The sequence below is a fragment of the Beijerinckia sp. 28-YEA-48 genome (genome assembly GCF_900104955.1).
Taxonomy (GTDB): Bacteria; Pseudomonadota; Alphaproteobacteria; order Rhizobiales; family Beijerinckiaceae; genus Terripilifer.
The window spans coordinates 1,021,970-1,046,084 of the sequence record NZ_FNSI01000001.1 but is presented as its reverse complement, the minus strand read 5'-3'; the positions used below and the strand labels follow the sequence as shown (position 1 = coordinate 1,046,084).

The 24,115-nt window shown below is 61.4% G+C and carries 25 protein-coding genes and 1 tRNA gene; 1 reads left to right on the top strand and 25 read right to left on the bottom strand.

The features are described 5' to 3' along the window. Positions 1 to 63 precede the first annotated feature (63 nt). The 21 genes from BLW50_RS04985 to BLW50_RS04885 all read right to left on the bottom strand — a co-directional run bounded on the left by BLW50_RS04985 (position 64) and on the right by BLW50_RS04885 (position 16,403). Entirely contained in the window at positions 64 to 705 is a 642-nt protein-coding gene (locus BLW50_RS04985; protein ID WP_090698333.1) for a pentapeptide repeat-containing protein, read from the bottom strand. A gap of 122 nt (positions 706 to 827) precedes the next feature. After that, positions 828 to 1,814 carry a TroA family protein gene (locus BLW50_RS04980; RefSeq protein WP_090698331.1) on the bottom strand — a complete coding sequence of 329 codons (987 nt, stop codon included), beginning with the start codon at positions 1,812 to 1,814 and terminating at the stop codon, positions 828 to 830. A gap of 5 nt (positions 1,815 to 1,819) precedes the next feature. Then, positions 1,820 to 2,026: a TOBE domain-containing protein gene (locus tag BLW50_RS04975; RefSeq protein WP_090698329.1), complete on the bottom strand. Its 207-nt coding sequence runs from the start codon at positions 2,024 to 2,026 to the stop codon at positions 1,820 to 1,822. Between the two features lie 12 nt (positions 2,027 to 2,038). Continuing rightward, positions 2,039 to 2,812: a molybdate ABC transporter substrate-binding protein gene (gene modA, locus BLW50_RS04970; RefSeq protein ID WP_244544139.1), complete on the bottom strand. Its 774-nt coding sequence runs from the start codon at positions 2,810 to 2,812 to the stop codon at positions 2,039 to 2,041. 134 nt (positions 2,813 to 2,946) lie between these two features. Continuing rightward, positions 2,947 to 3,750: an ABC transporter permease gene (locus BLW50_RS04965; RefSeq protein WP_090698325.1), complete on the bottom strand. Its 804-nt coding sequence runs from the start codon at positions 3,748 to 3,750 to the stop codon at positions 2,947 to 2,949. Further along, entirely contained in the window at positions 3,747 to 4,664 is a 918-nt protein-coding gene (locus BLW50_RS04960) for an ABC transporter permease (RefSeq protein WP_090698322.1), read from the bottom strand. The genes BLW50_RS04965 and BLW50_RS04960 overlap by 4 nt, the downstream gene beginning before the upstream one ends. Continuing rightward, complete coding sequence (locus BLW50_RS04955; protein WP_090698320.1) at positions 4,661 to 5,731, bottom strand: ABC transporter ATP-binding protein; 1,071 nt, start codon at positions 5,729 to 5,731, stop codon at positions 4,661 to 4,663. The genes BLW50_RS04960 and BLW50_RS04955 overlap by 4 nt, the downstream gene beginning before the upstream one ends. 11 nt (positions 5,732 to 5,742) lie before the next feature. Further along, positions 5,743 to 6,432: a Crp/Fnr family transcriptional regulator gene (locus BLW50_RS04950; RefSeq protein WP_090698318.1), complete on the bottom strand. Its 690-nt coding sequence runs from the start codon at positions 6,430 to 6,432 to the stop codon at positions 5,743 to 5,745. A gap of 114 nt (positions 6,433 to 6,546) precedes the next feature. Beyond that, positions 6,547 to 7,476 carry a bifunctional 5,10-methylenetetrahydrofolate dehydrogenase/5,10-methenyltetrahydrofolate cyclohydrolase gene (gene folD / locus BLW50_RS04945; RefSeq protein WP_090708721.1) on the bottom strand — a complete coding sequence of 310 codons (930 nt, stop codon included), beginning with the start codon at positions 7,474 to 7,476 and terminating at the stop codon, positions 6,547 to 6,549. Between the two features lie 214 nt (positions 7,477 to 7,690). After that, positions 7,691 to 8,557 carry an aldose 1-epimerase family protein gene (locus tag BLW50_RS04940; protein ID WP_090698315.1) on the bottom strand — a complete coding sequence of 289 codons (867 nt, stop codon included), beginning with the start codon at positions 8,555 to 8,557 and terminating at the stop codon, positions 7,691 to 7,693. A gap of 20 nt (positions 8,558 to 8,577) precedes the next feature. Next, positions 8,578 to 9,165, bottom strand: coding sequence for a UbiX family flavin prenyltransferase (locus BLW50_RS04935; protein WP_090698312.1), 588 nt, complete (start codon positions 9,163 to 9,165; stop codon positions 8,578 to 8,580). Between the two features lie 47 nt (positions 9,166 to 9,212). Next, positions 9,213 to 9,728, bottom strand: coding sequence for a TIGR02444 family protein (locus tag BLW50_RS04930; RefSeq protein ID WP_170849990.1), 516 nt, complete (start codon positions 9,726 to 9,728; stop codon positions 9,213 to 9,215). Positions 9,729 to 9,892: 164 nt separating this feature from the next. Then, entirely contained in the window at positions 9,893 to 10,162 is a 270-nt protein-coding gene (locus BLW50_RS04925) for a con-10 family general stress protein (RefSeq protein ID WP_090698307.1), read from the bottom strand. A gap of 341 nt (positions 10,163 to 10,503) precedes the next feature. Further along, the gene (locus BLW50_RS04920; protein WP_170849989.1) at positions 10,504 to 11,421 is read right to left on the bottom strand and encodes an SAM-dependent methyltransferase; all 918 of its coding nucleotides are present in this window, start codon (positions 11,419 to 11,421) and stop codon (positions 10,504 to 10,506) included. 293 nt (positions 11,422 to 11,714) lie between these two features. Beyond that, positions 11,715 to 11,792: transfer RNA gene (locus BLW50_RS04915), tRNA-Pro, on the bottom strand. Positions 11,793 to 11,928: 136 nt separating this feature from the next. After that, entirely contained in the window at positions 11,929 to 12,432 is a 504-nt protein-coding gene (locus BLW50_RS04910) for a MerR family transcriptional regulator (RefSeq protein ID WP_090698300.1), read from the bottom strand. Positions 12,433 to 12,514: 82 nt separating this feature from the next. Then, on the bottom strand, positions 12,515 to 12,847 hold the full coding sequence (locus tag BLW50_RS04905; RefSeq protein ID WP_090698297.1) for an integration host factor subunit alpha: 333 nt from the start codon (positions 12,845 to 12,847) through the stop codon (positions 12,515 to 12,517). A gap of 100 nt (positions 12,848 to 12,947) precedes the next feature. Beyond that, positions 12,948 to 13,940, bottom strand: coding sequence for a beta-ketoacyl-ACP synthase III (locus tag BLW50_RS04900; RefSeq protein WP_090698295.1), 993 nt, complete (start codon positions 13,938 to 13,940; stop codon positions 12,948 to 12,950). Positions 13,941 to 13,949: 9 nt separating this feature from the next. Further along, on the bottom strand, positions 13,950 to 15,044 hold the full coding sequence (gene plsX, locus BLW50_RS04895) for a phosphate acyltransferase PlsX (protein WP_090698293.1): 1,095 nt from the start codon (positions 15,042 to 15,044) through the stop codon (positions 13,950 to 13,952). Between the two features lie 116 nt (positions 15,045 to 15,160). Further along, positions 15,161 to 15,802: a YceD family protein gene (locus BLW50_RS04890; protein WP_170849988.1), complete on the bottom strand. Its 642-nt coding sequence runs from the start codon at positions 15,800 to 15,802 to the stop codon at positions 15,161 to 15,163. Between the two features lie 55 nt (positions 15,803 to 15,857). Beyond that, complete coding sequence (locus BLW50_RS04885) at positions 15,858 to 16,403, bottom strand: ubiquinol-cytochrome C chaperone family protein (RefSeq protein ID WP_090698288.1); 546 nt, start codon at positions 16,401 to 16,403, stop codon at positions 15,858 to 15,860. A gap of 183 nt (positions 16,404 to 16,586) precedes the next feature. On the opposite strand from BLW50_RS04885, the gene BLW50_RS04880 reads away from it, so the two are divergent. Then, positions 16,587 to 17,036: an outer membrane protein assembly factor BamE gene (locus BLW50_RS04880; RefSeq protein ID WP_090698285.1), complete on the top strand. Its 450-nt coding sequence runs from the start codon at positions 16,587 to 16,589 to the stop codon at positions 17,034 to 17,036. A 209-nt stretch (positions 17,037 to 17,245) separates the two neighbouring features. Here BLW50_RS04880 and BLW50_RS04875 read toward each other — a convergent pair whose 3' ends face one another. The 4 genes from BLW50_RS04875 to BLW50_RS04860 form a co-directional block, all read right to left on the bottom strand. Then, positions 17,246 to 18,271, bottom strand: a complete 1,026-nt coding sequence (locus BLW50_RS04875; protein WP_139267471.1) for a CorA family divalent cation transporter — start codon at positions 18,269 to 18,271, stop codon at positions 17,246 to 17,248. A gap of 31 nt (positions 18,272 to 18,302) precedes the next feature. After that, positions 18,303 to 19,925: an inorganic phosphate transporter gene (locus BLW50_RS04870; protein WP_090698279.1), complete on the bottom strand. Its 1,623-nt coding sequence runs from the start codon at positions 19,923 to 19,925 to the stop codon at positions 18,303 to 18,305. 161 nt (positions 19,926 to 20,086) lie between these two features. Continuing rightward, the gene (locus BLW50_RS04865) at positions 20,087 to 22,219 is read right to left on the bottom strand and encodes a sodium-translocating pyrophosphatase (RefSeq protein ID WP_090698275.1); all 2,133 of its coding nucleotides are present in this window, start codon (positions 22,217 to 22,219) and stop codon (positions 20,087 to 20,089) included. Between the two features lie 640 nt (positions 22,220 to 22,859). Further along, positions 22,860 to 24,074: an MFS transporter gene (locus BLW50_RS04860; protein WP_090698271.1), complete on the bottom strand. Its 1,215-nt coding sequence runs from the start codon at positions 24,072 to 24,074 to the stop codon at positions 22,860 to 22,862. Between the last annotated feature and the right edge of the window lie 41 nt (positions 24,075 to 24,115).

Sequence of the window (24,115 nt, the reverse complement as noted above, 5' to 3'; positions counted from 1 at the left end):
ACGAATGGCGTTGGTGCAGCCTACCCTTGTGAGCCGAGGCGTCCTCAAGCCTCATCGTCATCCTTATTGAACTTTCAGTCCCAGTTCAGCCAGAAGGTTGCCGGCCTGGCTCCGCGAGATCGTCGCGCCCTTGAACTTGCGCGCATCGTTGAGGCGCAGGCCACCAAGGTCCGCGCCCCGCAGGTCGGCCCCTTCAAACCTGGCGTCCACAAGGTGAGCTTCACGAAGACTGGATTCCTCAAAGACGGCCTCGCGGAAGTCGCATTTGGCGAGGTCCGCGAGGCTGAAATCCACCCGATGGATTTCAGCCTTTCGGAACGAAAAGCCATGAAGCCGCGCCGCCGACAAGGTGGTTTCCCTAAACGAAGTGCCAGTTGAACTCGTCCGTGTGAGATCTGCCCCCGTCAGCTTGCATCCGGTGAATGTCGCCTGGGAGAGCGACGCACCGGTGAAGAGCGCATTGTTGAAATCGCTCGACTGGAATACCGCTTCGATAAGTTTAGCCGCGGTGAAATTGGTAAACGAGCCCCTGCACCCCTGGAAAGCGGCGTTCTCAAGCATCGCCCCCGCCAAGTTAGTGCGCTTCAGAATGCACCCTTCGAACCGCCAATCGACCATGTCGAGGCCAGACAGGTCAGCTTCCTCGAAATTGCAATTCACCAACCAGAGCGGTGTCCGGGAGGACGACAGGCCGGTCAAGTCCATCCGCGATGGTGAGCCTCCTTCGACCCTCGTGCGGCTGGGGGGCTGAGGAGAAGCTTGGGGCATGGAACCATGATCTGTCGTTGGGGTGAACTCTGAGCCAGCAAAGGCCAGAGCAATAGCTATTAGCGCAGGCCTTCGAACTTAGCGCTATCGCCAAACAGCACGGCAGCCAAGCGCGTCGCCGCCGCGTTGTAAGCTGACGCCTGCTCGGGATGGATCAATGCTGCGATCGCCAACGCGCCAAGAATGCGATTGAGCGACGGCGGTTTCTCAATCGCGCCATAGGGCGCGCCGAGATCGACGAGAAAACGCGTGCCGTCAGGCAAAGCCTGGCGCAACACACTGCCCGACTGTACCGCTGCCGCATCACCGACGATGACGATCCGTGGCGCCAACTGCGCCACCTCAGCCGCGCTCAGACCGACAAACGCGCCGCGTGCCGACGGCACCACATTGCGCCCGCCGGCCAGTTCGATCGCCTCGCCAACGCTGGAGCCGGCGCGCACGCCCTGCAAACCGTCAGCACCACGGGCATAGTAGAAGGGCAGCCGTTGTTGCGGCGCCACGGTTCCCGCGCCCTCGATCAAAGTGAGCGCACTCTGGATCGCGCCCGCCAATTCCTGCCCGCGCTCAGACCGCCCGATGATATCGCCCAAACGGCGCAGCACCTGCGGCGCCTCGCGCAACTTGCCGTCGATCAGCACATAGGGCACGCCCAGCGAGGCCTGAATGCGATCGGCCAGCGCCGCATAATTCGGATTGATATCGCCATAGTCGACGACGAGATCGGCTTTGAGCTGCCGCAGCTTTTCGAGATCGTCGGAACTGAGGTGCTGCGAGGTCAGGCGCGGCACGCCCGGCAAGGCCTGGAACCGCTGCGGCACGGCCTGCTTTTGGCTGTCGTTCCACGGCTCGACCAAACCGACGAGCAGATCGGGCGCCAGCGCATAGAGCAGGACATCGGCCGGCGGCCCGGCTGGCAGCAGGCGGCCAACCTTATCCGGCAAATTGACCTTACGTCCGGCAGAATCGGTGAATTCCGCCGCATGAAGGTTCGTGGCGACAACAAGCGCCGCCACGAACGTCAAAGCAAGAGAGCGATAACGCATCGGCGTCAGTCGATCGCAACCATCACGTCGGAGGATTTCACCACTGCATAGGCGCTCTTCCCCTTTTCCAGCTTCAGGGAATCGACCGACTCGTTGGTGATGGAAGCGGTGATCACCGCGCCATTGACCTCAATCTTCACATGAGCGGTCGTGGCACCTTTCGTCACTTCCACAATCGTGCCTTTGAGAACGTTGCGCGCGCTGATCTTCATGACAATCTCCGCCTATTTAACGACAGTAAAACCCTGCTTTTCGAAAATCGGCTTGGCCGCGTCCGAACGCAGGAATTCAAGGAACTTCGCCGCCGCCGGATTCTTGCTCGTGGCGGTCAGAGCGAAAGGATAAATGATAGGCGCATGGGAATCAGCCGGGAAAGTGGCGATCACCTTAACATTCGCGTCAGCGGCCGCGTCGGTCGCATAGACAATGCCAAGCGGGGCCTCATCGCGGGCCACGAAACTCATCGCCGCGCGGACGTTATCCGACATCGCGAGACGCGGTTCGACTTCGCGCCACAGGCCGAGTTTCTCCAGCGCTGATTTGGCATAGCGCCCCACCGGCACGGTGTTGACCTCACCCGTCGACAGGCGACCGCTGCCGAGTGCTTCCTTGAATCCTTCGACCGTGAAGGGCAGCGATTGCAGCTTGCTGTTCTTCGATGCGATGACGACGAGCTTGTTCTGCAACAGGTTGAAGCGGCTGTCGGGCTTGATGCTGTTCTTGCTCGCCGCGTAGTTCATCGACTCCTGATCGGCGGAGGCGAAAATGTCGGCAGGCGCACCCTGCTCCAGCTGACGCGCCAGAGCGAGCGAACCGGCATAGCTGAACTTCACATCGACGCCACCGGCGCCCTTGAAGGTTTTCGCTGCATCATCCAGCGCATCCTTGAGGCTGGCGGCGGCAAAAACAACCAGAGGCTCCTGTGCGCGCACCGGCGCGTGCATGGCGGTAAAGCCGATGGCGAAAGCAGTCAAAAACGTACGAATATGCGCGCGCAAGGGCGTCCTCCTGAAAGGGGAAAATCGGGCTGGAGAACGATCGCTTCGGGAACCATCGTGCCCAAACACTCCCGGGCGCGCAGCACGGGGGCGGATCGATATATTTTCAAGGATATAGCGGCCGACGACTGGTTTCAAGCGCGTCCAGAGGCCTGACGGCCGCCGAAAGCCCGCGTCAAAGCGAAGCCAAACAGCACCAGCGCCAGAACCGTGCCGATCATCAACGTGGAAATCGCGTTGATTTCCGGCGTCACCCCAAGACGAACTTGGCTATAGATGCGCATCGGCAGGGTCGTCGCCCCCGGCCCGGTGGTGAAACTGGCGATGACGAAATCGTCGAGCGAAATGGTGAAGGCGAGCAGGAAGCCGGCGATGACCGACGGCGCGATGATCGGCAAAGTCACCTGGAAGAAGGTCGCGACCGGCGACGCGCCCAGATCGCGCGCCGCCTCCTCGAGACTACGGTCAAAGCCCGCCAGTTTCGCATTGACGACGATGGCGACAAAACACAGGCCAAATGTCGTGTGGGCGATCAACAGGGTCCAGAAGCCACGGTCCATGTCGATGGCGACAAACAGCAGCAACAACGACAAGCCCATGATCACTTCCGGCATGACCAGCGGCGCATAGATCAGCGACGAAAAGACAAGACGGCCGCGAAACCGCCCGTAGCGCGACAGCACAAGCGCCGCCATCGTGCCCAAGATCGTCGAGAGAACGCCAGACAGAAAAGCCACTTTCAGACTGAGCCAGGCGCTGTCGAGCACTTGGGCGTTGTCGAGCAGCGACCCGTACCAACGCGTCGACCAGCCACCCCAGACGGTGACGAGCTTCGACGCATTGAAACTATAAATGATCACCAGCGCGATTGGCACGTAAAGGAAGCCAAAGCCGGCCAGCAGGATCGCCACGTCGCGCTTGCGCAAAGTGCCCGTCATCGCCGCCTCTCCGACAAGCGCGCCTCATTGCGCTCGTAAAGCAACAGCGGCACGAGAAGCACCAGCAGCATCACCACGGCGACGGCCGAAGCCGTCGGCCAGTCGCGGTTAGCGAAGAATTCGTTCCACAAGGTGCGGCCGATCATCAGTGTGTCGGAGCCGCCGAGCAGATCCGGCACGACGAATTCGCCGACCGCCGGAATGAACATCAACAGCGCGCCGGCAAAGACGCCTGGCAAGGACAAGGGAAAAGTGACGCGCCAGAAGGCCGACATCCCACTCGCGCCCAGATCACGCGCCGCTTCCACCAATTGCGGCTCCTGCCGGTCGATGGCGTTGTAGATCGGCAAGATCAAGAACGGCATGTAGGAATAGACGATGCCGATGAGCACCGCCCAGTCGGTCGCATAGATTTGCAGCGGCTTGTCGATCAGGCCGAGCGAGATCAGCGCGTGATTGAGCAGACCTTCGTCCTTGAGGATGACGATCCAAGCATAGACGCGAATGAGAAAGCTCGTCCAGAACGGCGCGATGGCCAGCACGATCAGCGCCGGCCGCCAGGCGCGCGGCGCTCGCGTCATCGCCAGCGCAATCGGATAGGCCAGGCAGAGGCCGATGAGGGTCGCCAGGCCCGCCAGCCGCAGCGATCCCAGATAGGAGGCGATGTAGAGTTCGTCCTCGAACAGAAGACCGTAGGCCTGCAGCGAAAGCTGGCCGAGCTTCTCAACGATCACGTTCCAACCTTCGCCCCAGGCAAAGACCGGCTCATAGGGCGGACGCTGCGCCACCGCCTGCGACAGGGAGATCTTCGCGACGAACAGAAACGGCGCGGCGAAGAACAACAGCAGCCAGAGGAAGGGCACGGCAAGCAGGACGCGCTGCCCCACCCCGAGCTTGCGCTTGGCGGCGCTCATCGCGGCAAGATCCGAACGTCGCTTTCCGCGAAAGCGAGGCGAACATGTTCGCCGCGTTTGACATCGTCGCTGCCATTGCCGCTGTTGACGGCGCTGACGCGCAAAAGCGCGCCATCGGCGGTGCGCACGCGCCAGACTTTCAAATCGCCGAGAAAGACACTGTCCATCACCTCGCCCGACAGCGCGATCTCGCCGTCTCTGGCTTCTGAGCGTGTCAGACGAATACGCTCCGGCCGCACCGCCAGCGACACCTCCGTGCCTTCCGTCATCGACTCAGGCAGAGCGCAAGTGAAAGCCGGCGCGGCGCAACGCACGACCTGGCCGTGTTCCACCTTGGCCGCGAACAGATTGATCTCGCCAATGAATTGCGCCACGAAACGGGTCGCCGGCATCTCATAGATGTCGCGCGCGCTGCCCAATTGCTCGATGCGCCCGGCCCGCATCACGGCGATGCGCTGCGCCATCGCCATGGCTTCGTCCTGATCATGGGTAACGACCATGAAGGCCATTTTCAGATCGCGCTGCAATTGCATCAACTCGAACTGCGTCTCCTCGCGCAGCTTGCGGTCGAGCGCTGCCAGCGGCTCGTCGAGCAACAATAATTTCGGCCGTCGCGCCAGAGCGCGCGCCAAAGCCACGCGTTGACGCTGGCCGCCCGAAAGCTGATCGGGCTTGCGCTTTCCCAGTTTCTCAAGCTGCACGAGCTTCAGGAGATCAATCACGCGCGCCGCGATATCGGCCTTGCCCATGCCGGCCTGCTTGAGCCCAAAGCCGATGTTGGCTTCGACGCTCATATGCGGAAACAGCGCATAGGACTGGAACATCATATTGACTGGCCGCCGGTTCGGCGGGACGCCAGCCATATCGACGCCATCGATCAGAATGCGGCCGCTATCAGGCGTCTCGAAGCCGGCAACCAAGCGCATGAGCGTGGTCTTGCCGCAGCCGGAGGGACCGAGCAGTGCGAAGAATTCTCCCGCGCCGATCTCGAGCGACACGTCGTCGACGGCTGTTGTTTCACCAAAATGTTTACTGACGCCGTCGATGCGGACCAAAGGCTGCTGCATGATGGTGCAGGTCAGCCTTCGTTGCGCATGGCTTCGGCGAGGCGCGCCTCCAAAACCTTGGGCTTCAGGAGAACGAGACCACCGCGTGATTTCTCGACCAGTGTTTCATGATCGAGCGCCGACAATTCGCGCGTGATCTGCTCACGCCGGCAGCCGATGCGGGCCGCGAGTACATGATGGAACGGCGGCGGACTGACGATACGCTGGCCATCGTGGCCAGTGCGGGGAGCGGAGATGCGCAACAATTCAGCATAGAGCCTGTGTTTGAGGTCGAAGATCGAATATTCGGTGAGGCGCGCATTGCTTTCACGAATGCGGCCGGTGAGCAGACGCATCACCTTTTCACAAATTGAGCGGGAACCGAACAGCAGTTCGCGAAAAACCGCCGCCGGCATGATGCAAAGCTCGCTACGCGTCAACGCCGTGACATTGGCGGAGCGCGCGACGCTGTCGATCGCCGACATTTCGCCGAAGAACTGGCCGGCCTTCATCTCGGCCAGGATCACTTCCTTGCCCGCGGCTGTGCGGATGAGAACGCGCACGTCGCCAGACAGGATGAAGTAAACGTCGGACGAACGATCCTCGAAATCGACGACGATCTCGTTCTGGTCGTAGCGTTTCCACGTACAACGTCGGTCGAACAACGTCAGATCGATGTCCGACGTGTCCTTGAAGAAGGGTATACGCGCCAAAGTCTGCATAACGGGTCCCTGCCGCTGTTAGGCCCCAGAAATCAGTGTGCGGCAATCTAGCATGAACCGCCGACGGGGCTACCCTATACTGCCACTCCGCCGCGCCCTGCGGGGTGTGGCTTGTCACATGCTGGTGCGCGTCGCTGCCGTCAGGGTATTTCGCATCAGCATGGCGATGGTCATCGGGCCGACACCGCCCGGCACCGGGGTGATCGCCCCAGCCCGCACCGCCGCCGTGGCGTAGGCGACATCGCCGACAAGCCGGGTTTTCGGCTTGCCGTCCTTGGTCAGCCCCTCCCCCGGAACGCGGTTAATGCCGACATCGATGACAATGGCACCGGGTTTGATCCACTCGCCCTTGATCATTTCGGGCCGCCCGACAGCAGCGACGAGAACATCGGCCCGGCCGACCGTTTCGGCCAGATCGCGCGTGCGCGAATGGGCAATGGTGACCGTGCAGTTCCGGCCCAGCAGCAATTGCGCCATCGGCTTGCCGACGATGTTGGAGCGACCAACCACCACGGCCTCCAGGCCGGCAAGACGCACGCCCAGGGCCTTCACCGCCTCGTCGATCAGCACCATCGAGCCCGCCGGCGTGCACGGCACCAGAGCCCGCTCGATATCGCCGATCGACAGCAAGCCGGCATTCACCGGGTGAAAACCGTCAACGTCCTTGGCCGGCAGGATCAGCTCGAGCACGCGGGTGGCGTTGATATGCGGCGGCAGCGGCAATTGCACCAGAATGCCGTGGATGGCCGGATCAGCGTTGAGCGCCGCCACCAGCGCCAACACATCGGCCTCGCTGGTATCGACCGGCAACGTGTGCTGAACGGAATGGAAGCCACAGCTTTCCGCCGCCCGGCCCTTCGATTTCACATAGACCTGGCTCGCCGGATCCTCGCCAACGAGCACCACCGCCAGCCCCGGCTTCAGGCCGCGCTGCGCCGTCTCAGCCGCCACGTCCTGCAGGACACGCTGCGAGATCGCCTTGCCATCGATGATGAACGCCGGCTTGGCGGCGGCGGGAGCATTGGATGCGAGAGTTTCTGACATGGCGGCGGCCTCAGCTTCAGGGCGGCGAAATCTGGACGCGCCCTCTTCGCAGAGATAGCGGCTCATGCCAAGGGCGGTGATTGCAGCATCGCTCGCCTGCGAACAGGCCTTATTTTGTGGGCGAATCCCACCGTTCGATAAAGCCTTGGAATGCATGGCTGTGCGCCATGGGATCGCTGCTGGCCCACTTTCGCCGCGTCAATACGGCGCGCATTCACACGGCGGGATGCAAGGCATAGGTCGCGCCGTGGCGGCGCGTCTGCCCCGGCTGCAGCAGGATCATCGACGGCTTGTCGGCCAGTTCGCCGTCAAAGCCTTCCGGATCGCCGTGGCCGCTCCACGATTCGATCGACAGGAACGGCGCACCGGGCCGCGACCACAGCGCCCAATGGGGAAAGCCCTGGGTGGCGACGGACAGGCGCTGCCCATCCGGCGCGATAAAATCGACCTGCCGGCTGGCAGCATCAAGGAAGCACAGGGCCTCGGCGGCAAACAGACCTGGTATCAGCGGCAGATCGCGGCCGCTGAGGGGGATTGCCCGCCGGCGCGCGCTGAACTGCCCGCCCGGCGCGATGACGGGAACGCTCGGTACCTCGGCCTCGGCGAAGCGGATCGCATACTGCTCCTGCGCGCCACCAGCAAAGGGCCAGCGAAAGCCCGGATGCAGCCCGCAGGCATAGGGCATCATCTCGTCGCCCGTGTTGGCGACCGCTATATCAATCCCCAGCGCCGTGGGCGACAGGCGATAGGTGATCGAGAAACGGAAGCCGAACGGATAGTGGGCCCGACTTCGTGCATCGTCACGGAACGCCAGCGTCACCTCATCCGCCCGCTGCGCTTCGATGGCAAACAACGAAGCGGCGGCGAAGCCGTGGACGCCGATCGGATAGCGTTTGCCGCCGACACGGATCGCGCCCTCGCGCGCCCAGCCGACAATCGGAAACAACACTGGCGCGCTGGCATTCCAGATCGCGGGATCTGGTGTCCAGATCAGCTCCTGGCCGCCGACACGCCATGCACGCAACTCGCCGCCCAGCAGCGCGATGCTGGCGCGCGCATCGGCGCAGGCAAGTTCAATCATTGTTGTTCAATCGTTGTCGCTCAAGATTCCGAGCCATCGTCCTTCCAGCGTCTGACGATGCCGGCATCGAGGCCGAAGAGATCGACAATGCGCCCAACGCTGTGATCGATGATATCCTCGACCGACTGCGGCTTGTTGTAAAAAGCCGGCATCAGCGGCGAGATGACCGCGCCCATCTCCGACAATTGCAGCATGGTGCGCAGATGCCCCGTATGCAACGGCGTTTCACGCACCGCCAGCACCAGCCGGCGACGCTCCTTCAACACCACGTCGGCGGCGCGGCTCATCAGTGACGAGGTGACGCCGGTGGCGATCTCGCTCATGGTGCGGATCGAACAGGGAATGACCACCATGCCCAAGGTGCGAAAGGAGCCCGATGAAATCGAGGCGCCGATGTCGGCGACCGGATGCGCGACATCGGCCATGTCGCGCACGTCCTTGGCCTTGAGATCGGACTCATAGCCGAGCGTCATTTCCGCCGCCTTGCTCATCACCAGATGGGTCTCGATGCCGGCCTTGCGCAGCACTTCGAGCATGCGCACCCCATAGACGACGCCCGAGGCGCCACTGATACCGACGATGATCCGCTGCTTATCTGCGCTTGCCACGTTTCACTCCTTGATTGACTTCGAAGTGCCTGCTCGGACGCGCCTCGTCAAGCTGACGATGCAGCCGGCAGGCTGGCCAGCCGCTCCAGCAGCAGATTGACGGCGGCCGCCGGCAAGATAGTGCGCAGATGAGCGCCATAGGCGGCAACATTGCCGGAAGGCGCCCCGGCGTTCCCGTTTGTGCCCCAGTCAGCTATGGGCCGCAGGGCGAACAGCGCCTCCTGCTGCAACCGCTCGGCTTCAAGCTCGACCGCCTTGATCCGCTCGCGCAAAGCGCCGGCAGCGGTGGCATCGACGCTCGGCGGCGGCGCGCGCAGGAAACGACGCACCGCCCGCAGCGGCACGACCGCCTCGGCGCGCCATCCAGCCACCGCCGCATCGATCGCCGCCATATCGGCTTGCGACAAGGCCCTGCCGTTGTGGCCGAGGAACAAAAGGAACAGCAGCACGTTCACGTCGACGCCCTTCAAGTCCTGCATTTCAAGACAGGCGGGCGCGACCCCTTCGAGCCGATAGAAGCGCAATGAGAATGTCCAGAATGGTGATGTCGACGTACCAGTCACAGGCTTGCTTTCTCTTGTCCGATGGATCGATGCCGATGATCATCTAAACGAACAAGCGCCTCATGCGCACTGCATCATCAAAAAGAGCTCCACATGCAAAACACGCCGCCGCACGGCCTAGAGCCGTGTGACGGCGCGCGAAGATCAGCGCTGTTGGATCCGTGCTACTCGTTGTCCGCCGCGCGGGCCAAACCGCCTTTGCGTCCAGCAGCTGAGGCTAGCGCCGGATCGCGCGTGAAGGCACGATTTTGCGGGCCGACGGATGATCCGCCTTTACGGCCGGCCTTAACCGCCAACTTCTTGTCTTTTGAGAAAGCGCGGTTCTCCGGCTTGACCGAGAGGCCGCCCATGCGAGCGATCTCCTGGCGTTTCTCCACGCTCATGGATGCAAAACCACGTTTGGATTTTCCAGCGGTGTTCACGGCTGTGTTCATTGTCATTGCCCTTCCACTCGAATGACGCTTTTTTTATTTTTATTGCGGTCCTGCTGAACCGGATGCTCTGAAGCTAACCCCTTCTTCAAATGGCTCGCTTGCGTGGTCCTGAAGCTGGCACACCGCTCCCCTATGCATTGTGTGCCAGTGGTTTCCGAGACCCACCCACGCGAACGAGCAAAGCCTACAACGGTCGAGGCACGACCTCAACCGTGATTTATACGGAGGACGATGCGTGAAGCACTGATCTTGCAGCGCTTTGTGCCGTTGCAGTGCACGCTAAGCCTGACTCGACCAGTCGGAGTTGCCGAGCTTTCGATGGGCAAATGTTGGGCAGAAAATCAAGCCAGGTTTAATGCCGAACGCAGACGTGCGTGCCAGGGACGCGATGCCGTCGCCGCCACTCGTACCCGTTGGGGAATATTGAACCCGGCGATAAAATTGGCGCCGAACTGCGCTGGGCCGCCATGATCGACCTCGACGCCCATACCGAGTTCCTCGAACATGCTGCAGACGAATTCCAGGGACCACCCGGATTCGAACCACCCGAACTTGCGGATGCAATAGGTGGCCAAGGGATCGAGCCGCATGCCCCAGTGCTTCCAGTCACTGATCAGCGGTTCTCCGGCGATGAGAAAGTGGCCACCAGGCGACAGATTGCGAGCAAGTTTCGCGATCAGCTCCCACGGCTTATAGGCGTGATGCAGGCATTCATAAAACAGGACGAGATCGTAGGATGGCGGCAACGCCGCATCGTCGAACGATCCCATGACCGTTTGGATCGGCAAGCTCAGGCGTTCAGCCCTGCGGCGCACCAGTTCAATGAACTGCGGATTGATGTCGACGGCCGTGACATTGAGACCAATCGTGGCACCGAATTCCGACGACAGCCCCCATCCGCATCCCATATCCAGGAGATGCTGGCCACGCACCATCGGCACGCGGCGAAACATATGAGCCAGCTGTGCGATCTGGTGGGCTAAAATCTTCGGATCGGAATGGTCATAGCCATTCGGGGCGAGAATATTCCGCTCCAGGTCGAAAGCGGTGAGCTCATTGGCATATTGGTCGAAACGACGCCCCGACATTTCCTCGTAGAGCGCCAGCTGTTGCACGCAATACTCATCGCTCCGTGGATCGAGCGTCTGATCGATCGCCACTTGCGGCTGATAGATCCAGTTCATCCAATAGGCGGTGCAATCCGGCGTGTTAGGGCCGCCACGGCGATCTGATTCGCGCACAAACTCGTCGAGATCCACTGTTTCCTCCGTCCGCCTCCCGAGCGGCAGTCTCGAAATGGAAACTGACCAGCCCTGCTTTCTCATCCAACCCAGAAACAATAAAAAGATATTTATTTTCAATATCTTAAATGATAGATATGGAATATATTATATAAGATTCACGACCCGGCCGGCTGCTTAACACAGGACGGTAGGCGTGTCCTTGAGAATTTAAGAGCCACGCCAAGCGCCCCGAAACCGCCCATCGACGATGGCAAAGCCTATCCGCACTGCTTCGCAGCGGCCCGAAACGAGACTTCAATGGCTTGAAGTGGTCGGAGTGGCGGGATTCGAACCCACGACCCCCTGTCCCCCAGACAGGTGCGCTAACCAGGCTGCGCTACACTCCGACGGCGACACCTATAGACAAAGGGTTCGGCACTCGCAACCGCAGACGAACGATCCTAACAGGATGTGTTGCCTAATGCATTTTCAAGCGAAGTGAACTTCGGTTCGCGTGAAGAAAATGGATCAAACCGAAAAGCTCTAAGCTTCGGCGGTCTCCAGCAGGTTGATGCAGCCGTCGATCACCGTCAGCAGCGCCCGCAGGTCCTGGGCTGAAGCGCCTGACGGGCTGGGGCGGCGCGCCGGCGGCGCTTCCAGAGCACGCGGATAGCCGGCTGGCTCGTCTTGTTCCGTATCGTCGTCGTCGAGAATATCGGGGTGCATTCGCCCGACGAGTTGCGGCCCCGCCGGTGCGGGGTTGCCGCCCTCCGGCCCATTCTGGCCGAGCGCGATGACGGCCTTGGCGCCCTGCTCTTTTAGAATGCGCTGGACGCCTTTGATCGTATAGCCATCGTTATAGAGAAGACGCTGGATCGCCGAGAGCAGATGCACGTCGTCGGGCCGGTAATAGCGCCGGCCGCCACCGCGTTTCAGCGGCTTGATCTGCGGAAACCGCGTCTCCCAGAAGCGCAAGACGTGCTGCGGCAATCCGAGCGCATCGGCTGCCTCGCTGATCGTCCGAAATGCGTCTGCTTGCTTGTCCATGGCCGATAAATCCGTCGCGAGGGACAGGAGGCGGCCAGTCTATCGCGCCAGGGCGATTCGCGACAGCTTGCGGCTGAGAGCCTTACTCTTCCTCGTCCGGGACGGTCTCGCCGTTGACCCGCGCCTTGAGGATATTGGAGGGCTTGAACACCATGACCTGCCGCGGCGTGATCGGAACCTCGACGCCGGTTTTCGGATTGCGGCCGATTCTCTGACCTTTCGAACGCACGAGAAACGAGCCGAACGACGACAATTTCACATTGTTGCCGCGCACCAGCTCGTCGCAAATCTCGTTGATGACGAGTTCGACAAGCTCAGCCGATTCCACCCGGGAAAGCCCAACGCGCCGATAGACTGCCTCGGCGAGATCGGCCCGGGTAATATTAGTGGGGCTCTTTCCACTGCTGTCGGTCATAGAAACATCCAAAATAATTTATCAAAAACAACCTACGGTCTCTAAAAAAATCACCCGAATGTCAAGAGCATAACGCCAAATTGAAAATGTATACAGTGACTTACCACCGAATAATGGCGGAACCCCATGTAAAGCCGCCGCCCATGGCCTCAATCATCACCAAATCGCCCGGCTTGATCCTCCCATCGGCCACCCCGGCATTCAGGGCCAGAGGGATCGATGCCGCCGACGTATTGCCGTGCAGAGAGACCGTCTTGATGATCTTTTCGCGGGCAAGGCCCATCTTATCGGCAGAAGCATCGATGATGCGCTCGTTGGCCTGATGCGGCACGAACCAATCGAGTTTTTCAGCTGAAAGGCCGGTCGCCTTAAACGCATCGTCCATCACGTCGGCGACCATGCCGACCGCGTGCCGGAAAACCTCGCGTCCCTGCATGCGCAGATGGCCGACCGTGCCAGTGCTCGAGGGACCACCGTCGACATAGAGCTTCTGGCGATGCCGCCCATCAGAGCGCAGATGCGAGGTGAGCACACCGCGATCTTCTATCGTTCCCTCGCCGCGCTGGCGGCCAAGCACGACAGCGCCAGCCCCATCGCCGAACAGCACGCAGGTGGTGCGATCGTTCCAATCGAGGAGACGCGAAAATGTTTCGGCGCCGATCACCAGCGCTCGCTCGCTGGCGCCGGTGGTCAAGAATTTATCGGCGACGCTCATCGCATAGACGAAGCCAGAACAGACCGCCTGCAGATCAAATGCCGCGCCGCGCGTGATGCCAAGCGCCGCCTGCACCTGCGTCGCCGTCGCGGGAAACGTGTAGTCGGGCGTCGAGGTCGCCAGGACGATCAGATCGATATCGTCGGCCGTGCAGCCGGCGGCCATCATTGCCGCATGCGCCGCCTTAGTCGCCAACACCGATGTGGTCTCGCCATCGGCGGCCATATGCCGCTCGCGAATCCCCGTGCGCTGTTCGATCCATTCGCTGGTCGTATCGACCACCTTTTCCAGATCTGCGTTTGTCATAACGCGCTCCGGCAGAAAGGCGCCTACGCCTTCAACCACCGAACGCCAAATCTTCTGCGAGCTTTCGACCATTTTGTCCGACTAGAGAGTTGCGCCGTCGCTGGCGACAGGCGCTTCAGTTTCTGCGGCCAGAGACCGCGTTTCCGCTGTGCGCAGATCCTGCGACAGCGAGATGAGATCGCGGATACGGCTCATGAGATCATGACGTACCACGTCGTAGGCAATTTCAATGGCGCCGCAGTAGCCCAATGCATCGGTGGAGCCGTGGCTCTTGATCACCAATCCATCGAGACCAAGAAAGACACCGCCGTTGACGCTGCGCGGATCCATTTTCGCACGCAACGCATCGAAAGCCTTGCGCGCGAACAGATATCCGATTTTCGACATCAGGCTCGCGCCCATGGCTTCGCGCAGATAGCGCGCGATCTGCCGCGCCGTGCCTTCAGCCGTCTTCAGGGCGATATTGCCGGTAAACCCTTCCGTCACCACCACGTCGGTGGTGCCGGCGCCCAGATCGTCGCCCTCGACGAAACCGTGATAATTGAGATGCGGCAGGTTGACGGTGCGCAGGATGCGATTGGCCGCCTTGACCTCTTCGATCCCCTTGATCTCCTCGACGCCGACATTGAGCAGGCCCACCGTCGGTTTCTCAATATCGAGGACAATCCGCGCCATCGCGGCGCCCATCACCGCGAGATCGACAAGATGCTGCGCGTCGGCGCCGATCGACGCGCCAAGATCGAGCACGACGGATTCGCCACGCACGGTCGGCCACAGCGCCGCCAGTGCCGGCCGATCGATCTGCGCCATCGTATGCAGGCAGACTTTCGCCATCGCCATCAGCGCGCCGGTATTGCCAGCCGACACGGCCACGTCGGCCTCGTCGCGCTTGACCGCCTCGATCGCCATCCACATGGACGAAACACGGCGGCCCCTGCGCAGGGCCTGGCTCGGCTTGTCGTCCATCCGCACCGCAACGGCGGCGTGAATAAGCTTCGTATTCGCCGCCAGCTTCGCATGCTTCGCCAGCAGCGGCGCGATGATGGCCTCGTCGCCGTAGATCAGAAACTGAGTATCGGGACGGCGTTCATGCGCCAAGGCCGCGCCTTCGACGACGACCGAGGGGCCATGATCACCACCCATACCGTCCAGAGAAATCCTGACCGGTTTCGCCATCCAACAAAAGCTCCCGCCCTGCACGAACAAACCGGCGGGCCAAATTTCAGGCGCGGACAATAGCCGTTTGCAATCGGAAGGCAATCCCAAAGCCGACCACGTTCTGACAAGAAATCTTACGTTTTCTTGCGGTTGGCACCGTTCTTGAGGTCGCCCAACATGGAAAACGGCGACTTCTCGCCATCATCCTCCGCCGGAAGGTCGAAAGTCGCGCCCGGCTTGCGCGGATAGGGGTCGAGCGCCAGGGTCAGAAACTCCCCCGCCAGCGCCCCGAGGTCGATTTTACCATCGACGATCTCCTCCGCCTCATCCTCGTCCATGGACATCGGGTCGGTGATCGGCGCAGGGGTGCGGCGCTCCTCCTTCTCCCCTTTCCCAGTCGGTTTGCCAGTCACCTTGCCAGCCGCCTTGATCGCTCTGGCCGTTTTGGCAGCGCGCATGGCCGGGCCGGTCGGCTCCTCCAAGAAACGCGTGTCGATCTCCTCGGCAACTTCGCTTTCGAACGGCTCGAGGGTGACGACACATTGCTGCGTCAGCCGGCTCTTGAGCCGGCCGGTGATGCGAATGAATTTGCCCGCCTTCACCGCCTGGAAAGAGGCCTTGAAGCTGGCGATGTCATCAAGCCCATTGAGCGCGGCAAGCGCCGCCCGCTCCTTCGCATCGGCCTCGATGTCGAAGCGGCGGGTCGGATCGCGCAACAGGTCACTGACGAGCGTCGGACGGGAGAAGGCCGGCGCGGTATGGTTTTCCTTGATCATGGGGCCTCCCGAAGGTTCGATCAGGATTGCAGGACAGAAAATCAGACACAGAAAATCAGACGATTGTGGCAGCATCGACCACCGGCAGCGGCGAAGACCATGCGCTTTCGAGGTCAAGCCGGCTATAGGCGGCGTTGAGGCTTTGCGTATAGCGGGCGAGACGCTGGCAGGCAGGATCCCCCGCCCGGCCCTCGTCGCCGTAAACATTCCGGGCCAAGGCTTGCGCCAGCGCGCCCAAATCGCCTGCTTCGAGCGCCGTTCGATAGGCCAGCGTGCGCCCGAGATAGCCCTGGGCCAGGGACTTCATCTTTTTGGGCATGGAGACGTCACCGATGCCGATCTCGCGCAGGGCTGTGTCTATATTATGGAACACCGCGTCCGTCAGGTCCTGCGCCAGGTCAGGACCCGGCGCCGGCAAGGTCTCGACCCGCCAGACCAGGAGGCCGGTGTGCAGCGACAACAGCTCAAACCGGCCGGACACTGTGTCAGTGACCTGATAATCGAGGAAAAACGCCGGCTGGCGCGAGGCTGCCATGATCTCGCCCTGAAGCCGTTCGATCACAGGGCGGTTGCGGGAGCGGCGGAAGAAGCTGAATGCCATCGGCTTTGTCTGTCTGCACTGGCAAGAAACCGCCCGGCACCCCGGGCCACAATAAACGCTATTCTTGCATTTCGCGTTTCCGGGGGTTAGGCATCGCCGGTCGCTGATGCAAGAAAAATCACGCAGATGCGGCAGTTGCGCGCGCTCCGATGGCGGACCGGCGAGCGCAGAGGGGAATCAGAGATGAAGTTCAAGGTCGGGACGAAATCGGCAGGTCTGGCACTGGCAGCGGCGCTCGCGGTGTCCCTTGGCGGTTGCCTCGGTTATGACGGCGACATCAATCGCGGCTATGTCGTCAACGAAACGACCATGAATCAAATAAAGGTCGGCAGTTCAGCTGAACAGACCCTGGTGCTGCTCGGCACGCCCTCCACCACGTCCACCATCGGCGGTGACGCCTGGTACTACATCAGCCAGAAGGTCGAGCGCAAAGTCGCCTTCATGCAGCCGACCATCACGGACCAGCGCATTTTCGCTGTCTATTTCGACAAGAACAAAAAAGTCCAGCGCATCGCCAATTACGGTCTGGAAGACGGCAAGGTCATCGATTTCGTGACCCGCACCACTCCGACGGCCGGCGCGGAAACCTCGTTCATTCGCAACATGATGTCGAACCTGCTGCGCTTCACCTAAGAAGTGCAGTTCATTGCAATTTTCAGGGCGCGACCATAGCGTTTTGCCGTTTGACTTAGTCAAACGGCACAAAGACGCGTCACAACAAAGATTCCAGGCCAAATTGCGTTTCTAACGAAACGCAATTTGCTTTGCCTGGGCCCTTTTCATTTGCCACGACAACAACTTGAATCAGAATCCGATCAAATCCACATAACCCATTTCAAAGCTTAGTATTTTCTCCTGCCGACCGCGCCACGACGGTGCATGAACCAGAATGTCAGCCCGGACGCCAGGACGCACAGCCCCACGCCATACCAGGTGCCACCCGGATCATCCTTGAACGGCAGGTCGGCGGTGTTCATGCCGAAAAATCCGGTCACCAGCACCGCCGGCGCCAACAGCGAATTGAGAATGGTCAGCACATAGAGATGGGCATTGGCCGAACTCTGCAGCTGGTTCGAAACCTCGTCCTGTAATAGCCGTGTCCGCTCGACCAACCCATGCGCCTCGTGGTGCAGCATCTCGAACCGATGGCTGACCCGGATCACGGCAGCCAAAATGGCTGGGCTCAGACCGTCTGACCGGACAACCTCGAGCCGGCGCAGAATCGCATGGACGCCAGCAAGCTTGCGTTCAATCCGCACGCCCTGCCGGCGCAAATCCCCGAGCGCCCGCGCTTCTTTCGAACTATCGTCGGCAAGAAGCCGGTCTTCGCTGGCCTCAAGCTCGTCCGCCATCCGCATCATCGCCCCGTCGAGGCCGTCGGCGATATGATCCGCCAGGGTCTCGAACAGCGCCACCGGCGCCTCGACACTGGTCCCCGCTTCGATCGTCCGGCGCAGGGTTTCCGCCGCATGGGTGGCATGGTGCCGGCCGCTGACCAGCCAGCGGTCGGACAACAGAAAACGGAGATGGGCGAAATCGTCCCGGACGCCATCGAAGTCCTGGGCCAGGTCGGAGAAAACACCCCACAGCACCCCGGCTTCGTGATGCATCTGCTGGTGATCGCTGGAGCGCAGCATCGCTTGCAAGCCGGCGGCCGGCACACCCGGCAGCTCCGTCAGAAATTTGCGCGCCCGCACGTCGGCCAGATTGAGATGCACCCAGACGAAGCCGCGTGCCGTCGAGGCAAGTTCATCGACGCTACAACCCGCCAGCGCGCTGGCGCGTCCGCTCTCGTCGAAGCGATAGGCGAAGACCACGGCTTCGCGATTTTGGGAAGAGAGTGTGTCGTGCATGGCTGTAGCCGGCACGGACGGTTTCCCACCCGCGCCGGCACATCGCTTAGAAGATATGCGAGAAGATGTAGTACAGCGACCCCGACAGCAGGATCGCCGCCGGCAGGGTGAGCACCCAGGCCAGCGCCAGATTGCGCACCGTCGACAATTGCAAGCCCGACTTGTTCGCCGCCATCGTGCCCGCCACGCCTGACGACAACACATGAGTTGTCGACACCGGCAGGCCGTAATTGTCGGCGGCAAAAATCGTGGCCATCGCCACCAATTCGGCCGAAGCGCCCTGCGCGTAAGTCAGATGCGTCTTGCCGATCTTTTCGCCCACGGTGACGACGATCCGCTTCCAGCCGATCATCGTCCCGAGCCCCAGCGCGATGGCGACCGCCACTTTCACCCAGGTCGGGATGAAGCGCGTCGCCGCATCGAGCGACTCCTTGTACTCCTTGAGCACCTTCACATCGCCGGCGCTGAGATCGTTCTCCTTATCCTTCATCAGGAAGCGGATCGCCTCGGACGCGAGATACATGTCGTTACGGGTGTTGCCGACCGCGGCAGCGGGGATCTTGTTCATCGTGCCGTGATCATTGATCTGCCGCGAAATGTCCGTGAGCAACACGGCCAGCGACGGATAAGTGCCTTCGCTGATCTTGTGCTCGGTGACATAGGCCGTCACCGCCGGGCGCGGATCGCCGATGATCGCATGGCCGTAGCCCTTTTCCTGCACCACTCTCGACGCCGATTCCGAACGGCTGTGGAACGCAGCCAATTCGCTTTCCGGCAGCGAGCGGTTGAGCGCATAGGCCGTCGGCACCGTGCCGATCAGGATCAGCATGATCAGGCCCATGCCCTTCTGACCGTCGTTCGAGCCGTGAGCGAAGGACACGCCGGTGCAGGTGAAGACCAGCAGGCCGCGGATCCACCACGGCGGCGGCTGATTGCCTTTCGGCGCTTCGTAAAGCGCCTTATTCTTGATGAGCACCTTCATGGCCAGGAACAAAGCCGCGGCAAGACCGAAGCCGACGAGCGGCGACAGCAACAGCGCATAGCCGATTTCGGTCGCCTTCGACCAGTCAACGCCCGAAGTGCCGTCGCGCCCACGCATCATCGCATTGGCGACGCCGACACCGATGATCGAGCCGATCAGCGTATGCGAGGACGAAGCCGGCAGGCCGAGCCACCACGTGCCGAGGTTCCAAGCGATGGCGGCGACGAGCAGCGCGAACACCATGGCGAAGCCGGCGCTGCTGCCGACCTGCAGGATCAGTTCGACCGGCAGCAGCGAGACGATGCCAAAGGCCACCGCCCCCGTCGACATCAGCACGCCGAGGAAGTTGAAGAAGCCCGACCACATGACCGCGAAATTGGCCGGCAGCGAATGGGTGTAGATCACCGTCGCCACCGCGTTGGCGGTGTCATGGAAGCCGTTGACGAATTCAAAGCCCAGCGCGATCAGCAGCGCCACGCCGAGCAGCAGGAACGGCGCCCAGGTCGTCGCCGGCACGCCAGCGTCGATAACGTCGGTGCGGATGCTCCAGGCCACATAAAACAGCCCGATCGCAATAACGCTGAAAAGAATGAGAAGAGTGAGAGGACTGATCCCGGTCTCAAGGGATGGCCGTTGGCCTTGCGGCTGTTCTGTCGCCATGCCTCCCGGCATTGTAATGTTTGTCATTGCCCGCCTCCGTGGAGTTACGGAGGCAAAACTAGCTCGCCTAAAGCACAGCTTTATGAACCCGGCGGCCGCCTTGTTAACCTTTGAATAACCACGAAAAAGGGCGGGGTCTCCCCCGCCCTTCGTTCGTTCTATGGGCCGTGCGGCGTCTAAACAGAAAACTAATGCGCCAGAATGGCGAGCAGCAGCAGCGCGACGATATTGGTGATCTTGATCGCGGGATTGACGGCGGGACCCGCCGTATCCTTGTAGGGGTCGCCGACGGTGTCGCCGGTGACGGAAGCCTTATGGGCCTCGCTACCCTTCAGATGCTTGACGCCGTCCTTGTCGACGAAGCCGTCTTCAAAGCTCTTCTTGGCATTGTCCCAAGCGCCGCCGCCCGAGGTCATCGAGATGGCGACGAAGAGGCCGTTGACGATCACGCCGAGCAGCGAAGCGCCGAGTGCCGCGAAAGCATTGGCCTTCGAGCCCGAGATCCACAGCACGCCGAAGTAAGCGACGAACGGTGCAAGCACCGGCAGCAGCGACGGAATGATCATTTCCTTGATCGCCGCCTTGGTCAGCATGTCCACGGCGCGGCCGTAATCCGGACGCTGCGTGCCCTGCATGATGCCAGGCATTTCCTTGAACTGCCGCCGCACTTCCTCGACCACCGAGCCCGCTGCGCGACCCACCGCCGTCATGGCGATGCCACCGAACAGATAGGGGATCAGACCGCCGAAGATCAGACCGGCCACGACATAGGGGTTCGCCAGGTCGAACGAGACCTTGCCAACGTCCTTGAAGTAGGGACGGCCTTCATCGATGAACGCCTGCAGATCGTTGGTATAGGCAGCAAACAGCACCAGCGCGCCAAGGCCGGCCGAACCGATGGCATAGCCCTTGGTGACGGCCTTGGTGGTGTTGCCGACCGCGTCGAGCGCATCGGTCGAGTGACGCACTTCCTTCGGCAGGCCGGCCATTTCGGCAATGCCACCGGCATTGTCGGTGACCGGACCGAAGGCGTCGAGCGCCACGATCATGCCGGCGATACCCAGCATGGTGGTGACCGCGATCGCGGTGCCGTAGAGGCCCGCGAGCTGCGATGTCGCGATGATGCCGCCGACGATGACCATGGCCGGCAGCGCCGTCGATTCAAGCGACACGGCCAGACCCTGGATCACGTTGGTGCCATGGCCCGTGACAGACGCCTGGGCGATGGAGACGACCGGACGCTTGCCGGTCGCGGTATAATATTCCGTCACCCAGACGATCAGGCCGGTGACGATCAGACCGATGACGCCGCAGACGAACAGGTTGGTGCCGGTGATCGACTGGCCAGCAACCCTACCCATTTCGCCCCAGCCGATCAGCAGGTGGGTCGCCAGGGCAAGACCGCCGACGGACAACACACCCGTGACGATGAGGCCTTTGTAGAGCGCGCCCATGATCGAATTGTTGGCGCCCAGCTTGACGAAGTAGGTGCCGATGATCGAGGTCACGATGCAGGTGGCGCAGATCGCCAGCGGATAGAGCATGGCGCTGCCAAGCACCGCCTGTTTGGCGAAGAAGATCGCGCCAAGCACCATGGTGGCGACCACGGTCACCGCATAGGTCTCGAACAAATCGGCCGCCATGCCGGCGCAATCGCCGACATTGTCACCGACGTTGTCGGCGATGGTGGCGGGGTTACGCGGATCATCTTCCGGAATGCCAGCTTCCACCTTGCCGACCAGATCGGCGCCGACGTCAGCGCCCTTGGTGAAGATGCCGCCGCCGAGACGCGCGAAGATCGAGATCAGCGAAGCGCCGAAGCCGAGCGCCACCAGGGAATCGATGACCGTGCGATTGGCGATCTGCAATCCAAGCGGACCGGTGAGCACCCAGTAGTAGACGGCAACGCCGAGAAGGGCGAGACCGGCGACCAGCATGCCGGTCACAGCGCCCGCTTTGAAGGCGATGTCGAGACCTGCGCCCAGCGACTTCGTCGCCGCCTGCGCCGTGCGCACGTTGGCGCGAACCGAGACGTTCATGCCGATGAAGCCAGCAGCCCCCGACAGCACGGCGCCGATCAGGAAGCCGATACCAACCAGCCAGCCGAGCCAATAGCCAAGTGCAAGAAAGATGACGATGCCGACAATGGAAATCGATAGATACTGACGCTTGAGATAAGCCTGCGCGCCTTCAGCGACCGCATCCGAGATTTCCTGCATGCGCTGCGAGCCGGCATCAGCCTTCATCAGCGCGGAAACGGTAACAACGCCATACACAATCGACAGCAAGCCGCCGACAATAATCCATAGAATTGGACTCATTGAGCTCCGCCCTCTCCAGTTCACGAGACGGACAGAAGCCCGCCCATTCGTGCGGCCCTATCGTAATTATGTCAGCATGGTGGCCGCCAACCCAATCCGCCTATGCCAGAAAGATGCCTGAACGGCAATGTTAGGCAATGCTGAAGGTGGCAAACCGCTTCTTGTTCACCGCTTTCTGGCACCCGGAAACGTGCAGTGCACTTTAAAACGCGACCAACCTTGGATACGAGCAATCAGACGAGACATCCAATAAAATTCATAAAAATCAATACTATACAAGCAATCGACCCACAGCAAACCAAGACCACGGCGAACCGCGACGGCAACACAAGCGCGGCAGCGGAACCTAAGCCACCTCCCCGGCCTGCCGAGCGGAAGACGACTTACAACGCCGCGATATGGGACCTGACGGTTTCGATGAATGCCGGGGCGGCCGGAGGAATCGCCCTATCCTACGATGCAATCATCGACACGATGTGCGGCCATCCCGATTGACGATCCAATCTTCGGCGGGAAAAAATAGCCAAGGACGTCACCGATCTTCTCAACGCCTCAGGCGTTCAGCGAGGTCATCGCCGCCGACATGACGCGCACGGAACGGCGGATCAAACTGACCGGCGCCAAAGGCGACCAATAGCGATCAGGCCACCCGCTCCCGGCGCTTGAACGCGCCGGTGGCGATCAACAGCAGCAGTGCTAGAGCGATGGGCGGGAACACAACCCAATTGACCAGCGCCCAGCCTGAATTGGCTAACATCTGGCCGGAGGAGAACGAGGCGATGGCCATGAAGCCGAAGACCAGAAAGTCGTTGAACGACTGCACTTTGTTGCGCTCTTCCGGCCGATGGGTTTCGATCACCATGGCGGAAGCGCCGACAAAACCGAAGTTCCAACCGATGCCGAGCAGGATCAAGCCAATCCAGAAATGCCAGGCGGTGATGCCAGTCAGGCCGGAAATGGCGGCCAGCACAGTGAAGGCGAGACCGACAGTGACGACCCGCGGCGCGCCATAGCGCGCGATCAGGCTGCCGGTAAAAAAGCTTGGCGCATACATGGCAAGCACATGCCATTGGATGCCCCAGTTGGCATCCGACAACGGCAGCCCGCACATTTTCATCGCCAACGGCGCCGATGTCATCACCAGATTCATCAGCGCATAGGAAACCATGCCGCAAGCAGCGGCCGTGATGAAACGCGGCTGCAGCGCAATCTCCTTGAGAGGACGGCCGACCGCCAGTGTCGTCATCACCGGTCGCGGGATATCGATCGTGCTGAGAACGGCCATGCACAGCAGAGCGACCACCGACTGCGCCAGAAAACTCGCCAGGAACAGATAGGGCATGGCCCAATCCATGGTCGTGTTGACCAGCTGCGGCCCCAGCACGCCGGAGAAAATCCCACCGATCATCACCCAGGAGAGCGCCTTCGGGCGCAGCGCCGGGCTCGCCGCATCGGTCGCCGCGAAACGGAAGGATTGCGCCACCGCCTGATAAGCACCGCCGATAAAGGTGCCGAAGCAGAACAGCGCGAATGACCCGATATAAATGGCGAAGGCGGCGATCAGACCGATCAGCACACCACACACGGCCCCGGCGATGAACGACGCGCGTCGCCCATAGTTGCGAGCGATCCAGCCCGCCGGAAGCGTGGACAGCGCCGTGCCAATGACGAAGGTCGTGACGGGCAGCGTCGCCAGATCGGCGCGCGGCGCCAGCATCGAGCCGACGATACCCCCCGTGGTCATGACCACAGTGGAATTGGCACCGGCCAGAGCCTGGGCGATGGCCAGCCGCAGAATGGCGCTCTTGGCTGTACGATCATCGATATCGGGCACGGCAGCCGTTGTTGTTGTCATTGTGTCCGCCCCGGTCTCTTTACAAAAGCAGCGGGCACATT